At 51.0% G+C, this 16,348-nt stretch carries 12 protein-coding genes; 1 reads left to right on the top strand and 11 read right to left on the bottom strand.

What is annotated here, in order from left to right; all coding sequences use genetic code 11:
• Positions 1 to 98 precede the first annotated feature (98 nt).
• Entirely contained in the window at positions 99 to 1,799 is a 1,701-nt protein-coding gene (argS, locus tag ACFSB2_RS26280; RefSeq protein ID WP_377946197.1) for an arginine--tRNA ligase, read from the top strand.
• 86 nt (positions 1,800 to 1,885) lie between these two features.
• Here argS and ACFSB2_RS26275 read toward each other — a convergent pair whose 3' ends face one another.
• The 11 genes from ACFSB2_RS26275 to menC form a co-directional block, all read right to left on the bottom strand.
• Positions 1,886 to 2,278, bottom strand: a complete 393-nt coding sequence (locus tag ACFSB2_RS26275; RefSeq protein ID WP_377946195.1) for an NUDIX domain-containing protein — start codon at positions 2,276 to 2,278, stop codon at positions 1,886 to 1,888.
• A gap of 13 nt (positions 2,279 to 2,291) precedes the next feature.
• Positions 2,292 to 3,626 (bottom strand): M23 family metallopeptidase, encoded by a 1,335-nt coding sequence (locus tag ACFSB2_RS26270; protein WP_377946194.1) that lies wholly within the window; start codon positions 3,624 to 3,626, stop codon positions 2,292 to 2,294.
• A 413-nt stretch (positions 3,627 to 4,039) separates the two neighbouring features.
• Complete coding sequence (hprK, locus tag ACFSB2_RS26265; RefSeq protein ID WP_377946193.1) at positions 4,040 to 4,987, bottom strand: HPr(Ser) kinase/phosphatase; 948 nt, start codon at positions 4,985 to 4,987, stop codon at positions 4,040 to 4,042.
• A 55-nt stretch (positions 4,988 to 5,042) separates the two neighbouring features.
• Positions 5,043 to 7,922: an excinuclease ABC subunit UvrA gene (gene uvrA / locus ACFSB2_RS26260; RefSeq protein ID WP_377946191.1), complete on the bottom strand. Its 2,880-nt coding sequence runs from the start codon at positions 7,920 to 7,922 to the stop codon at positions 5,043 to 5,045.
• Between the two features lie 73 nt (positions 7,923 to 7,995).
• Entirely contained in the window at positions 7,996 to 10,020 is a 2,025-nt protein-coding gene (gene uvrB, locus ACFSB2_RS26255) for an excinuclease ABC subunit UvrB (protein ID WP_377946312.1), read from the bottom strand.
• Between the two features lie 158 nt (positions 10,021 to 10,178).
• Positions 10,179 to 11,015, bottom strand: coding sequence for a flagellar motor protein MotB (locus ACFSB2_RS26250; protein ID WP_377946189.1), 837 nt, complete (start codon positions 11,013 to 11,015; stop codon positions 10,179 to 10,181).
• Entirely contained in the window at positions 10,984 to 11,787 is an 804-nt protein-coding gene (locus tag ACFSB2_RS26245) for a flagellar motor protein (protein WP_377946188.1), read from the bottom strand. The genes ACFSB2_RS26250 and ACFSB2_RS26245 overlap by 32 nt, the downstream gene beginning before the upstream one ends.
• A 45-nt stretch (positions 11,788 to 11,832) precedes the next feature.
• Positions 11,833 to 13,131, bottom strand: a complete 1,299-nt coding sequence (locus ACFSB2_RS26240) for a PDZ domain-containing protein (protein WP_377946186.1) — start codon at positions 13,129 to 13,131, stop codon at positions 11,833 to 11,835.
• Between the two features lie 89 nt (positions 13,132 to 13,220).
• Positions 13,221 to 14,108, bottom strand: coding sequence for a permease-like cell division protein FtsX (ftsX, locus tag ACFSB2_RS26235; protein ID WP_377946185.1), 888 nt, complete (start codon positions 14,106 to 14,108; stop codon positions 13,221 to 13,223).
• On the bottom strand, positions 14,098 to 14,784 hold the full coding sequence (gene ftsE, locus ACFSB2_RS26230; RefSeq protein ID WP_377946311.1) for a cell division ATP-binding protein FtsE: 687 nt from the start codon (positions 14,782 to 14,784) through the stop codon (positions 14,098 to 14,100). The genes ftsX and ftsE overlap by 11 nt, the downstream gene beginning before the upstream one ends.
• 138 nt (positions 14,785 to 14,922) lie before the next feature.
• Complete coding sequence (gene menC, locus ACFSB2_RS26225) at positions 14,923 to 16,044, bottom strand: o-succinylbenzoate synthase (protein ID WP_377946183.1); 1,122 nt, start codon at positions 16,042 to 16,044, stop codon at positions 14,923 to 14,925.
• Positions 16,045 to 16,348 lie beyond the last annotated feature (304 nt).

Genomic DNA, 16,348 nt, shown 5'->3' with positions numbered 1-16,348 from the left:
CTGGTACGCAAAGTATATCACATCCGCATCCCGGCGCGAAGTATCTCTCACAACGCGACTCGTGTTATAATGGAAAATCAGTTTGAGGAGGATGATCGGTGAAAGCGATAAAAACAAACATTGCTAGCGCACTCAAAGCTGTCACTGGCTTGGACGAGCCTGCGCTGAATCAGATGATGGAGTATCCGCCCAATCCGGAACTGGGCGATCTCGCCTTGCCTTGTTTCAAACTTGCCAAGACGATGCGCAAGAGCCCGCAACAGATAGCCGAGCAGCTCGCAGAGGTACTTTCCGCGCTGCCGGAAGTCGCCGTGGCAACGCCTGTCAATGGGTATCTGAATATCGCCGTGGCGCGGAGCAGCTTTGCAAAAGAAATCGTACAGACAGCCATCGACAAACCGCGAGCTCTGTTTTCGTCACAACGTGGTCTTGGCCACACCGCAGCCATCGACTATTCTGCCCCAAATATCGCAAAGCCGTTTGGCGTCGGCCACCTGCGCTCCACCATCATCGGCGAATCGCTTGTGCGCATGATGCGCGAAGACGGTTATAACGTGGTGGGCATCAACCATCTCGGCGACTGGGGCACACAGTTTGGCAAAACCATCGCCGCCTATCTGCGTTGGGGAGACGAAGAACAAGTCAAAGCGGACCCTGTGCGCGAATTGTTCAAGTTGTACGTTCGCTTTCATCAGGAAGCAGAAGCGGACCCATCTTTGGATGAAGAAGGACGCCATTGGTTCAAACAGCTCGAAGATGGCAATGAACAAGCCGTCCGTCTCTGGAAATGGTTCATTGACGAGAGCATCAAGGCCTTCAAAAAAACGTACGCGCTCTTAAATATCGAGTTTGAACACTATTTAGGTGAAAGTTTTTACAACGACAAAATGGACGCCGTTGTCGATGAATTGCGCGAAAAGGGACTGCTCGTCCGGGATCAAGGCGCCGAAGTGGTTGACTTGTCCGCATATGATATGCCGCCCTGTATTATCAAAAAGTCGGATGGCACGTCCATTTACGCGACGCGCGACCTGGCCGCTGCCGATTATCGGCACAACCACTTCAAAGCAGACACCCTGGTGTATGTGGTAGGCGCAGAGCAAAAACTGCACTTCCAACAGGTGTTTAAAGTGCTGGAACTGATGGGTCGCCCTTATGCGCAACATTGCACACACGTGTCATTTGGCATGATGAAGTACAATGGCGAGCGGCTATCGACACGGCGCGGCAAAATTGTGTACTTGGAAGATGTCTTGACCAAAGCCATCACGGAAGCCAATCGCATCATTGAAGAGAAAAATCCGAATCTGCCGAATCGCGATGAGGTCGCGCGCAGTGTCGGCGTCGGCGCAGTCATCTTCAACGACTTAAAAACCTATCGCGTGCACGATGTCGACTTCCGCTACGAAGACGTGCTCAACTTCGATGGAGAAACAGGCCCCTATGTCCAATACACGCATGCACGCGCCTGCAGCGTATTGCGCAAGGCTGGTTTTACAGAGGCGAACATATCGTGGCAGGACAGCGGCACATTGAGTGATACCGAATGGGGCTTGGTGGTCAGCTTGAGTCTGGCCAATGAAGCGTTGAATCGCGCCGTAGACGAATACGATCCGTCGATTGTCGCCCGCTACATCCTGCAATTGAGCGCGACCTTCAATCGCTTTTACCACCATAACCCGATTCTGCAAGCCGACGAAGCAACGCGTGCCCAGCGCCTGGCACTCACCGTCGCCGCCCGCAATGTTTTGGCAAGCGCGCTTTATCTGATTGGGCTAGATGCACTTGAAGAGATGTAATATCCAGTGATAAAACAACGGGCCGCCCCAGGTTTACACCGATTTGGGGACGGCCTTATTTGTTATTGCAGTGACAGAATGAGTGCTTATTCGTTTAACAGATCCAATATGAGTGCCCTGTCTTCAGGATACTGAAGCTGAATCTCATCAATTTCCGTTTTACTTTTCCAAGCGATATCCGCAATCAGACCATCCGGATCCTGAATTTTCATGAAGCCGCCAACCAACTTCACCTCAAAATAATGGACCTCAGCATCCCATTCGCCATAACGCGCTTTTTTAATCATCAGTTCACGAACCACGTCTATCCGGTACCCTGTTTCCTCCCAAACTTCACGCGCACAACATTCCTCGAGCGATTCATCAGCCTCTAGCCCGCCCGACGGGATCGACCATAACTCCTCTTCCGCCGTCCCTTTGACCATGAGCATGCTCCCTTGCTGGACACAACAGCCTGCAGATCCAATCCAACGCGGCATACTTTTCACGCCCTCACACGTAATTCATTGGCTGCACGGGTGTGCCATTCAGCCGCACCTCATAGTGAAGATGCGGTCCCGTCGCGTCTCCGGTGCTGCCTGACTCGCCAATCAACTGGCCTTTGCTGACCAATTCGCCACTGTGCACCTCAACATGCGACATATGGCCGAACACGGTCGTGATCCCATTTCCATTGTCGATCTCGACCCAATTGCCATACCCGCCCGAATTCCAGCCGGCTGAAATCACCGTCCCGTTGTTCGTGGCATGAATGGGCGTGCCAGTTGGAACACCAATGTCCATCCCTGGATGGAATTCAGCCCCACCAAAACGCCAGCCAAACGGAGAAGTAATGGTATGGATGTCTGTAGGCCAAATCCAATCGCCGTCCTCTATCCCAGGATTGGTTCCCCGCTCCACGATTTCATCAACAGGCTTCGCCAATGTCACACTGCTCAGTACGTCTGCGGCAGTTTGTTGTCCATTGATGTACGTTTGCCGGACCGTTTCTTTCTTTGTTCCCATTTTTCCCTTTGCGACGACCTTTTCACTGCCTTTTGCCAGACTTGCGTCGTTTACATATTTCACATGATACGGACATGATTTCGTCTCGGTGACTGTGACCTGTGAACGGACTGAGAGCAACGGTTTCTGGGCGAATTTTGCCTGGTTTGTGTTTTGCTGCAACAGTTGGGCAGACGGAGAAGTAGCGCGTCCAGCAATCTGGTTTTGCTTGGCTGGGTGCAAAAGCAAATCAACCGCATCATCCGGTTCCAAAATGTTCTTCACACCTACAGTCTCAGCACGGATGCCAACATGCTCTACAAAAGAAACTGTTTTTTGCTGACCTTGCTGCACATTGGCCGTCAAAGACTGCTTGACTCGTTGCAGCACGCGGTTGGCATCATGAACACTTGTCGTATATAGAAGTGGCCGGTGATTGACCTCAATTGCCGCTGCGGCAGTAGGCAAAGAGGCTACCTTTTGCCATGGGTAAGTGGTAGATACATCAGTATGTATAGGAAACGCTTGCAACGCGATGTTGTAACCAGCGGCTACACGCTGCATGCGCGTATAGATGTCGTGATCGTTCGGAACAAGCCCTATATAGTGGCCATTTTGGTAGACTTGCAACATCGCATCTGATCGATGAATGTGTCGTAGCATGCCAAATGCGCCACCCACAAAAATGATAGCCGACATAGCGCCAGCGAGCAGCATACGACCTCGATAAGCGCCCGTATTTGCACGTAAAGTTGGGTTCGGTTGCATCCTCTTCGCCTTTTGCTCCGGGCGCGCGGTAGCAAGCTTTTGCTTCACAGCTCGCAAGGCCGCTGTCCATTTCACTTCGCAGTCCTCCTTGTAAGCATCCACACCTCTAGGAGACATGTGAAAATGCTTTCCATTGAATGAATCGAATACTTTTTCACATTATCAAGCGCAGAGCACATGACATAACGCGGTTTATTCGACACAAATAGCCAAAATCCTTTTCCCGTCGACAATTCGTTCGTCGTCTTTATAGCCTACGAGGAATATATGTTGATTGATGACCATTCATGGGGGCATAAAAAACGCATCATAAATTGTCTAGAAGAAGACTTAACGGAGGATGTAGGTGAAATAGGCAAAGCGTTGGTTGAACATCGAACCTGATGCGGTTGATAAGAAACACGGACATTTACCATTCGAACGAAGATCCGACCCTCCTTTCCCAAACAACGGCGCCTGATATTCCGCTGCTGATCAGGCGCTTGCGATCATACGTCCCCGTCCGTTTGGGCCGCAATTGCCTGGGAGAGTTCCTCAGTGAACGTTTTCGCGGCATCGTAACCCATTGCTTTGAGTCGGAAATTCATCGCAGCAACCTCAATGATGACCGCAAGGTTGCGACCAGGACGAACTGGCACAGTGACTTTGGGGATTTCGAGATCGAGAATTTTCATGGTTTGTGTGTCTATCCCAAGGCGGTCGTATGCGACATTCTCTTTCCAAGCTTCGAGGTGAATGGCCATAGAGATTTTCTTGTGGGTACGCACTGCGCCTGCGCCAAACAGCGTCATGGCGTTTAATACACCTAGCCCGCGGATCTCCAACAAATGTTGCAGCAGCGGAGGCGGGCTGCCGACCAAGCTCTCATCAGAAATCTGACGAATGACCACGGCGTCGTCGGCCACTAACCTATGGCCGCGCTTGATGAGCTCGAGACCGGTTTCACTTTTGCCAATGCCGCTGGAACCCGTAATCAGTATGCCGATGCCGTATACGTCCACCATCACACCGTGAACCAACGTTTCCGGCGCAAGGCGCTCCTCAAGATAAGTGGAGAGCGTTGCCGTCAAGCGTGTCGTGACCATATTCGTCCCAACTACGGGGATGCGCTTGGCTTGCGCCTCGCGCAGCAATACCTCCGGTGGGATGTCTCCCCGCGTCACAAGGATGCAGGGCGTTTGTTGATATGAGCAGAAAGCAAATACGCGCAACGCCTGCTCACGCTCATTCATTCCACGCAGAAACGAGAGTTCAGTTCGGCCAAGCACCTGTACACGCTCTGCTGGATGATAGCGAAGGTACCCAGCCATGGCTAACCCAGGGCGGTTGATATCCAAGGTCTGAATGACCCTATCCAAATCCGCATCCTCGTTAAAGACATTGAGGTCCAAGTCCTTTACAAGCTCTCGTACTGTGACACCGCGCTCTACTGTCAAACTACATCCCACCTGCCTCTAAAATCGTCTGTCCTTCACACCGCGCCACTGGCCATTACAAACCGGAGGAAAGCTGAACCGCCTCTTCCGCGGCAATTTTTTTGGCGCGCAACTTGTCACGGGTCAAAACCGGTCCTAAAAACTTCCCTGTATACGATCCCGCTTTTTCACATATCGCCTCTGGGGTTCCTGCGGCCACCAACTGCCCGCCGCGATCCCCGCCTTCGGGCCCCAGATCAATCAAATAATCTGCTGTCTTAATGACGTCCAGATTATGTTCAATGATCAAAACCGTGTCTCCATTGTCAACCAGACGATGCAATACGGTCAAGAGACGTTCAATATCTGCCACATGCAGACCCGTCGTCGGTTCATCCAAAATGTACAATGTCCGGCCTGTACTCCGCCGATGCAACTCTGATGCTAGTTTCACCCGCTGGGCTTCGCCACCTGACAGGGTCGTGGCTGGTTGTCCCAACTGAATATACCCCAAGCCAACATCGACCAGCGTCTGCAACTTGCGATGAATCCGTGGAATGTTTTCAAAGAATCGCACGGAATCCTCCACAGTCATCTCCAGCACATCGGAGATGTTCTTGCCTTTGTAGCGGACCTCCAATGTCTCCCGGTTGTACCGTTTCCCTTTGCACACCTCACAGGGCACGTAGACATCCGGCAAGAAATGCATCTCAATCTTGATGATCCCGTCACCTTTACACGCCTCACAGCGACCGCCGCGGACGTTAAAACTAAAACGCCCCTTCTTGTAACCACGCATCTTCGCCTCATTGGTATTCGCGAACAGATCCCGTATATCGTCAAATACCCCCGTGTACGTCGCAGGGTTTGAACGAGGGGTTCGCCCAATCGGGGATTGATCTATATCGACCACTTTATCCAAGTTATCCAGACCCAAAATGGCATCATGCGCCCCCGGCCGGATGCGCGCTCTGTTCAAATCACGCGCCAGCGCTTTGTGCAACACTTCATTGACCAACGTCGATTTACCTGAACCAGACACGCCAGTGACACAGGTCATCAAACCGATTGGAATCTTGACAGAGACATTCTTCAAGTTGTTTTCGCGCGCTTTCCGCACTTCCAACCAACGGTCGTCCGGCTTTCTCCGCTCCTCTGGAACAGGAATGAAGCGCCGCCCAGACAAATATTGCCCCGTAACCGACTCCGCGTCTGTCATCACTTGCGCCGGAGTCCCTTGGCTGATTACTTCACCACCGTGTACGCCTGCGCCTTTGCCCATGTCGATAATGTAATCACACGCGAGCATCGTGTCTTCATCATGTTCTACCACAATCAACGTGTTCCCCAGATCCCGCATGTGTTCAAGCGTGCGAATCAGGCGTTCGTTATCCCGTTGATGCAGCCCAATGCTCGGCTCGTCCAAAATGTATAAAACGCCCATCAGAGAAGAGCCCAATTGCGTGGCCAGCCGTATCCGCTGCGCTTCGCCGCCAGACAACGTTCCGGCAGATCTGGACAATGTCAAGTAATCCAAGCCGACATCGCGCAAAAAACCAAGCCGACTCTCAATTTCCTTTAGAATCTGGCGCGCAATCTGCATCTCCTTATCCGACAGCACCAGTGCAGTAAAGTACTCTAGCGCCTCCATCACAGAAAATCCGGTCACCTGTGAAATATTTTTCTCGGCAATCCGCACTGCCAGGCTTTGTGGTTTCAAACGGCGCCCCTTACATGCAGGACAGGGTTTCGCGCTCATAAACGCCTCAATGAACTCTCGAATCGAATCGGACGCCGTATCACGATGCCGCCGCTCCAGATTGGGGATGACCCCTTCAAACGCAATTTGCGCCGTTTTCCGTTGGCCAAAATCATTCTCATAAACAAACTCGATTGTCTCGCCAGAACCGTAGAAAAGTTTGGCTAATGCCTCTTTGGGCAGTTCGGCAATCGGCACTTCTACATCAATGCCATACGCGGCACAAGCTGAGGCCAGTAGCTGGGGATAGTATGTGGACGTGGAACCTGCCCACGGCACAATGCCACCTTGGGCAATCGTCAATGAAGGATTTGGCACAACCAAATCCTCATCCACTTCCATATTCACACCTAGCCCCGAGCATGTCTCACAAGCGCCAAACGGGCTATTGAACGAAAACATCCGCGGTGCAAGCTCATCCACACTGAAGCCGCAGTTCGGGCAAGCCATGTTCTGACTGAACATCACTTCTTCTTGGTCCATCACGTCCACAATGACCATGCCGCCTGCCAAATTCAAAGCCGCTTCCAGAGAATCAGCCAAACGGCTTTGCACATCATCCCGCAAGACAATCCGGTCGACAACCACCTCAAGGTTGTGTTTCTTGTTTTTCTCCAATTGAATGTCTTCATCCAACTCACGCACTTCACCGTCGACGCGCAATCGAACATAGCCACCCTTGCGCATCTGCTCTATGATCTTTTGATGCTCGCCCTTGCGCCCCCGCACAACCGGCGCCAACACCTGCAACCGCGTCCGTTCTGGGAATTGCATCAGACGATCCACCATCTGTTCGACGGTCTGCGACGTGATGGGAATATCACAATTTGGGCAATATGGATGCCCAACGCGCGCAAACAACAGCCGCAGGTAATCGTAAATCTCCGTCACGGTTCCCACCGTTGAACGCGGGTTGCGGCTGGTTGTCTTTTGATCAATCGAGATGGCAGGAGATAACCCGTCAATCCCATCGACATCCGGTTTGTCCATCTGCCCCAAAAATTGCCGCGCGTATGCGGAGAGTGACTCTACATAACGACGTTGCCCTTCCGCATAAATCGTATCAAACGCCAGCGAAGACTTACCTGACCCACTCAATCCGGTGACCACGACAAACTTATCACGCGGGATTTTGACATTGATATTCTTCAAATTGTGCGCCCTTGCGCCGCGCACCTGAATGTAATCCTGCGACATCAACATACTTCCTTTCCGTCAACGGGATGGGCATATGGCGAACAGTGCCGATGCTTTGCAGCGAGTTTAACCTTTACGATGCGTCTGTCAACTCGGTAATCATATCGCGCAATTGCGCTGCTCGTTCGAACTCCAAATCCTTCGCTGCCTGACGCATCTCCGCTTCAAGACGCGCAATCAACGCCTTGCGTTCCTTCTTGCTCATCGTCTGCGCCTTTTCCGCAGATGCGATGTAATCCTCACTCGTCTCAGCGATCTTCGTCGATTCAATCACATCGCGAACGGCTTTGCGGATGGTCATCGGCACGACATTGTTCGCCTCGTTGTACGCCAACTGCTTTTGACGGCGACGATTCGTCTCGTCGATGGCAATCCGCATGGAATCGGTGATTTTATCAGCGTACATAATGACCGCGCCGTTTACATTGCGGGCAGCGCGGCCAATCGTTTGAATCAAAGAGCGATAGGCCCGCAAGAAACCTTCTTTATCTGCATCGAGAATCGCCACCAGCGATACTTCCGGCAAGTCAAGTCCCTCTCTTAGCAGGTTAATCCCAATCAGCACATCAAATACGCCCGCGCGCAAATCTCGCAAAATCACCATGCGCTCAATCGTCTTGATATCTGAATGTAAATAGCGGACCTTGATGCCAATCTCCTTGAGATAATCGGTGAGATCCTCGGACATTTTCTTGGTCAGCGTCGTCACCAGCACGCGCTCGTTTCGTTGGACACGCTCGCGAATTTCACTGACGAGATCGTCAATTTGGCCTTTGATGGGCCGGACGTCGATGGTCGGATCGACAAGACCAGTGGGTCGGATGATCTGTTCTACTACGCGCTGTTGGTGCTCCTGTTCATATGGCCCTGGCGTGGCGCTGACATAGATGCACTGGCCAACGGTCCGTTCGAATTCTTCGAAAGTCAACGGGCGGTTGTCCGCCGCAGACGGCAGGCGGAACCCATGTTCAATCAAGGTCATCTTGCGCGTGCGGTCTCCGCCGTACATGCCGCGTACCTGCGGCAGAGTCACATGCGATTCATCTATCAGCGTCAAAAAGCCGCTCGGAAAATAGTCGAGCAAGGTGCTCGGTGGCTCACCAGCAGATCGCCCTTCCATCGGCGCAGAGTAGTTCTCGATGCCAGAGCAAAAACCCATCTCCAACATCATTTCAATATCGTACATCGTGCGCTGTTCCAGCCGCTGCGCTTCAAGCAATTTCCCATTCTCCCGCAGCATCTGCAGTTGATCCTGCAATTCGGCTCTAATCCGCTCAATCGCCTTTTCAAGGCGAGGGCGCGAAGTGACAAAGTGGGAGGCCGGGAAGATGCTGACATGGCTTCTCCGCGCGACCACTTCGCCGGTCACCACATGGATTTCTGTGATCCGCTCGATCTCATCGCCAAACAACTCCACGCGCACGGCGTTTTCATCGCGCGAAGCCGGAAAGATTTCCACCACATCGCCGCGGACGCGAAACGTGCCGCGCGTGAAGTTGAGATCATTGCGATCATACTGCATATCCACCAACCGCCGCAGAATTTGGTTGCGCTCCATGGTTGCGCCCACCCGCAGAGACAGCACGTGTTCCGCGTATTCGGTCGGACTACCTAAACCGTAAATCGCCGAGACGCTCGCAACCACAATCACATCGTTGCGTTCAAGCAATGCTGCGGTTGCAGAGTGGCGCAGCTTATCGATTTCATCGTTGATTTTTGCGTCCTTCTCAATAAAAGTATCTGTCGAAGGGATATATGCTTCAGGCTGATAATAATCGTAATAGCTCACAAAATATTCAACCGCATTGTTTGGGAAAAACTCGCGGAACTCAGCAGCCAACTGTGCAGCCAGTGTTTTATTGTGCGCCACGACGAGCGTCGGCCGGTTCAATTCGGCAATGATATTCGCCATTGTAAAGGTCTTCCCAGAACCAGTGACACCAAGTAATGTCTGATGACGCAGACCGCTGTCCACCCCATCGACCAGTTGCTCAATCGCCGCAGGTTGATCTCCCTGTGGCTTGTAATCTGAAACCAATTGAAACTTTCCGGGTTTCGTCGTCAAATGTAAACCCTCCCCGTCAAGTTGAATGCACATGTTATACAATAACAGCATTACCTTACCATGAACACACTAAAAAGGGAACAAGCGTTCCCTTTAAATTATAATCTGAGTAATATGTGATAAATGCAGTGGATTTGTACGATGAGGATACTCGTAGTTGGTGAAGATGCGACTGTATTTGCGCATCGCGATCACGGAGTCTGATTGGGCTTTTTATTCGCATTGGGCTGTGCCGCTGCTGTCCCTGGCTGTAAATCTTGTCGCAAAATGACAATGTTTACGCGCCGATTCAACTGTCGATGTGCAGCTGTATCATTTGGCGCAACATTGTTGTACTGTCCATACCCAGTTCCAGATAAACGGGACGGTTTAACACCCGCACTGGACAAAAAGTGTACAACGCTCATCGCGCGGGCAGCTGAAAGCTCCCAGTTTGATGGATAAACGCTGGTGTGAATCGGTTGGTTATCCGTGTATCCTTCCACGACAATGTCATTCGGTAGCTTTTTAAAAAATGGCACAAAACCGGCAATGGTTTTTTTAGCCGCAGGCACGAGCACCGCTTGACCCGTATGAAACAGCGCCGCATCGTTCATCGTGATTTGAACACCGCGTTGTTGATTTACAATAGACACCTGGTTGCTCAGGTGGTGCGTTGTGATATAACCCTTCACTACATTATAAAGGTCATCCAATTGGGTTTGATCTTTTTTCGCCGCCGATTGATCCGTCTTTACCACAGGCGCCCCGCCATCCATCGGATCAGTGGTTCCCGCCTTATTTTGGTTGTCATCTAACAGAATGGAACTTGAATTCAACCCGTCTAGGGCGATTTGTTGAGTTGGATGCAATGCAGCATAAAGAGATTGAGCTAAAGACGCGAAGCGCGTTTTGTCTACACTCGACATAGAAAACATAATAATAAAGAAGACCAGCAGTAACGTGATTAAATCGGAATATGTAACGAGCCACCGCTCTTGGTTCCGCTGCCTGCGATTAAGCCTGCGCCGTCTCGGCATCCGTTTCATCCGCATTATCCTTCTTTCGATCCCGCTGCGATGACGCCAGGAATGATAGCAGCTTTTGCCGAAGTATACTTGGATTTTCGCCCGCTTGAACCGAAAGAATCCCCTCAAGCGCCATCTCGCGTCCCAATATCTCTTCCTCGGTACGAACTCTCAATTTGTTTGCAATCGGCAACCATAAAATATTGGCGCTGGCCACACCATACAATGTCGCTGTAAATGCCGTTGCAATTTCTGGACCAAGTTTCGTTGTATCTGTCAAATCGCCAAGCACGTGAATCAGTCCCATTACCGTACCAATGATGCCCATTGTAGGCGCGAACCCGCCTGCAGCCTCAAATAACTGAATGCCGATTTCATGCCGTTGTTCGATAGAGGATATCTCTGTTTCCAGCATCTCTTTGACCAATTCAGGATCCACACCGTCAACAATCAGGCGAACCCCGTTCTGAATGAACGGATCGTCAAATTCTTCGACTTGCTCCTCCAGCGCCAAAATACCCTCTTTTCGCGCAATGACGGCCATTTCCACAAGTTGATCTATTATGATATACGGATCAGACACTTTATTGACAAAAGCCACTCGAAAATACTGAACGATTTTCCCAAATGATTTCATTCGACTCGACAACAACGTCGCTCCGATGGTCCCACCGAAGACAATCACAGCAGCTGCCGGTTGCAATAAGGATGAAATCGCCCCACCATCCATCGAAAAGCCAACCAACAGACCTGCTATCGCAACTACTAAACCTATCAGCGTTGCAAAATCCATCAAACTGCCTCCCTGCACAACACAAAATCCCAGACCCCTGTCTCTCTAAAGCGATGCGGATTCCTCAAACGAGTGCATCGCCTGCTTATGTCTGCGCAGATATAGCGTCTCTAGAAAACCAAGTGGGCGCTTTAAAGACAAAGCCAGTTTGTCCTCTGGAGCCACCAAAAGGCCAAGTTGGTGTCGTTCACCTTCATACACTGGATTGCCTACCAGTCGAGTCTCCCCCCGTTCGTCAATCACTTGGAATTTTGCATAAGCAGCGTTCTGTTCAAATGCAAAGTGTAAGTCAAAAGCAGTGTGCACAGGTGTTTGGTTGACGTGCGTCACCACTTCACCCGGCCTCAATCCTAGTCTTTCACTCAGCGAGCCGCGAATGGTGTAGAGAATCATCACACCCCGCGCATCTGGCGCACACAGCGGCTCTGTCGCCATATCCACATGGCGCCAGATGCTACGGATACATTCGTTCAGCACAATGAACAGCGGCGCTACAATCAACCCATAACGGCTGTTCGTCCATTGAAGGATTGCAAAGCCGCTGACAAATAGAGCTGCATAAATCAGATTCCACCAACGCCACTGTACAAGCACGCGTTCAGGGCGAAGTGCTGTGAACAATCCATGGATGCCAAACACAACCGGTAATACACAGATGGCCACTGACGCATGGGGGGACAAAAGCCATGGCTTAAAGCCTGCATGTAAATTGAGAGAGATGTGTTGCACAGGTGTCATCCAAACGACAAGCGGTGTGACAAAACCCAGTTGAATCTTTAAAGCGCCAATAGACCGACCGCGCTTACTTGTCACGAGCGCAGGGAACACCGCATCGCGCTGATTCCACCACTGGAGAAACAGTTCACTAAGGCAAGTGACCACAGCGATCAACAGCCATGAACGCGTTGAAATGCCCTGTAAAAAGGAGATGACATTCGCCAAATGACTTTGCTCACCGCTTGGCAACCAATGTGCAACAAAAGCCAGTGTCAGAACAACGGAAATGGCTACCGCAGAACTGGCGAACCGACCGCGAACCGCGCCTGCGACTATGGCTACACATGCGACCAGCAGCACCGACTGCCACGATACAGACACACCGAGTGCAAGCAATAGTATAGAGCCAAGTAGCCCAACCAAGCTCGCCTTGAGGTAGCGTATGATAAGCGGCTTCACAATCCGCGTCACACGAATGCCAAACCAAGCGCGTTCTGCACGTATATTTCTGATGAGGTCCCAAATAATCAATGTCGTGGCCACGTAATGCAGCGGATTGAGCAAAAATGAGAGCACAGCGACAACGATAATCCGCCCCCAACCACCTACCGCAGTCCAGTCGTGCATGCTAGATCCCTTCCCCATTGCAACTTACACCACTAATTCAGCGTCAAGTCGCCATTTCCCTGTCTCATTTCTATATGTCTCACCCAAATTTAAACGCGTAGGAACTTCCGCACGGACATGACACCGCCCCAAATGCCAATGAAAACGCCGATGGCAATCAGGACAACCGCCAATCTCCCCACCAACATTCCACTCGATACCAGCGCAAACCCCAAAACTTGAAATGAACCGTGGGCATGTGTATACAGTGTGTTGTATCCATAACCAATCACAGCCAGAGGGACGAGCGAACCAAAAAAGCCAATCAACATGCCTTCGATCACGAACGGCCAACGAATAAACCCATTGGTCGCCCCCACCAATTTCATGATTTCGATCTCTCGTCGCCTTGAAAAGATGGTAATTCGAATGGTGTTCGAAATCAGGAACATCGATGTAATCAAGAGCGCGATGACGAATACCAAACCAATATTGCGCAACATGTTGAGTGTTTTAAACAGTGATCCCACAACCTGTTGTGCGTCGCTGATTTTTTTAATCTCCGAGATCTGCTTTACTTCATTTGCAACATGTACTGTATCCTGCGGCTTTGAAGCCTTCACAACCAGTTGAATTGGGAGCGGATTTTGATTCAGTTGTTTTAAAACATCCTTATAATCCCCGAACTCTCCCTCAAACTGCGACAACCCTTCTGCTTTGCTAATCACTTGAACCGAAGCGACACCCGGCATCTGACGTATTTCATTCGCTACCTGCACCCCTGTCTTTTGAGATGCTGAAGCATCCAGGAACGCGCTAAATTCAACCTGACTCTCGACATCCTTAGACATCTGCTGTGCGTTCATGGCCAAAACCAGTGAAAACCCAAGCACAGCAAGCGTCACCATCACCGCACTTACAGAGGCAAACGTCATCCAGCCATTTCGTAGAACGTTGCGCATACCTTCGCGCAAATGCCTGCCAATCCTATTCATCATATCCATATAAACCTCGCTGCTCATCGCGTACGATGGTTCCATTTTCAACTGCGATTACACGTCGGCGCATCGAATTCACGATGTCTCTGTTATGTGTCGCCATGACAATGGTCGTCCCGAGATCATTAATCCGCTGAAACAAGCGTACAATTCCCCATGAAGTATCCGGATCTAGATTGCCTGTCGGCTCGTCCGCAATGATAACTGACGGGTTGTTGGCCAGTGATCTCGCTATGGCAACACGCTGTTGCTCGCCGCCAGACAACTGCGTCGGCAGCATATTTGCTTTATCCCCCAGGCCAACTTGCTCCAGAACATCCTCCACACGTCGACGAATTTGTCGATGTGACAAACCCAACACTTCTAAGGCAAACGCTACATTTTCCGCTGCTGTCATTTTCGGCAACAATTTAAAATCCTGAAAGATCACGCCGATGCTTCGGCGCAGCAATGGGATCTTGCGATCCTTTAAGCGCTCGATGTTAAATCCATTGACAAAGATATGTCCACTTGTCGGTCTCACTTCTCTGTACATCAATTTAATGAATGTGGACTTACCAGCACCGCTGGGCCCCACAACGTAGACAAAATCACCCTTCTGTATGTGGACCGAAATTCCTCGAAGCGCTTGTGTTCCATTCGGGTACGCCTTCCAAACATCCTGCATTTCGATCACGATACACTCAATCTCCTCACTACGAATGATCGGTTGGTTCCACCCATCCCCACTTAGCAAAAATAACGCCGAATTCGGCATCAACTCCTGCAATTCGACGTTATTCGGCAAAATTCCTGTTGTTAATATCTGTAAAACCTAAATCTCCAGCGCCTTCATCGTGATCGTAAAGTGATGCACTGCTTCCCAATCTACTCGCGATGCCACACCGCACATCGGCTCCACAAGCAGGAACCCTGGGCGTGAAAATTCCACTTTGGGCGAAATGATGTCCTGTATAAAGTAACGGTCACTCGGCCCATTATCCGTCGGTAGCGTGAATCCATCCAAACTACACAGAGCAATGTTGTGCAAGCGGCCGATACCGGTTTCATACATACCGCCGCACCAGATTTCCATCCCACGTTGCGCCCCAACTGCAATCATCTCTCGACTCGCCTGAAATCCACCTACGCGGCCGGGTTTCAAGTTCAGCACTCTCCCTGCGTCGAGTTTGAACGCCAACTGGAGATCTTCCATGCTGCATATACTCTCGTCCAGGCAGATTGGCGTTCGCATTGTTTTTTGCAATGCGGCATGCCGAATAAAGTCGTTGTAGGCAAACGGCTGTTCTATCATAAGTAAACCGAGCGAGTCCAACTCTTGAAACACATCCAAAGATGCGTGCTCGTACGCTCCGTTCGCGTCAGCCATCAAGCCCACATCAGGCAGACTGTTGCGCACAGCACGCAGTGGTGCAACGTCATCGCCAGGTTGAATCTTGAACTTCAACCGCTGATAACCGTCATCAACGGCGATTTTTGCACGTTCACAGGCCTTCTTCGCATCTGCCTGTATGCCCAAACTGATGCCGACAGGAATTTCTCTAATTTGACCTCCAAGCAATTGATGAAGCGGTGTTTCGGTTTCGGCGGCATAAGCGTCCCACAGAGCCATCTCTAGTCCAGCCTTCGCCATGGCATGCCCTCGGATATTTGCCATACCCCTATAGAAACCGTGTAAATCCTCACTTTGAATCCATTCAAGGCCAGATAGATGCGGAATTAAATAGTCGTGCAGGATATGCCAAGCCGTTTGTACGGTCTCTTCTGTGTAGGATGGATGGGCCATAGCTACGCATTCTGCCACACCTCGATTACCCTCGGCTGTCTCAACTTCCACGATGATCACATCTTTGTCATGCAATGCTCCATAGGAGGTCTTCGTTGTTTCTCGCAATGGAATGCTTAACTGCCGCAACGTAGCTTTGACAACGCGCATCGCACTTCCTCCTCCAAGGATGAGATAGGTAGATGGACGTAACGTAACAGGGGAGAACGGAGAGCGTTCTCCCCTGTTGACTACCAATATTGAAACGAAGGTTTCCTTGCGGTTACCTATATATGGGGCCGGTATCCACAGACGGACACAACCCGGTTCGATCCCGCTGCTATCGCCGCGAGGGTCACCCCAATCACAAGAAAGCCCCCTGCCACCACATCTCGTGGCGCACAGGGGGCTTTCTTCTCTCTCGCCTGGCAACGTCCTACTTTCCCAGGAAGTCTCCCTCCAAGTATCCTCGGCG

The organism is Alicyclobacillus fodiniaquatilis (genome assembly GCF_042678105.1).
GTDB classification, from domain to species: domain Bacteria; phylum Bacillota; class Bacilli; order Alicyclobacillales; family Alicyclobacillaceae; genus Alicyclobacillus; species Alicyclobacillus fodiniaquatilis.
This window is presented reverse-complemented; position numbering and strand designations above follow the sequence as displayed.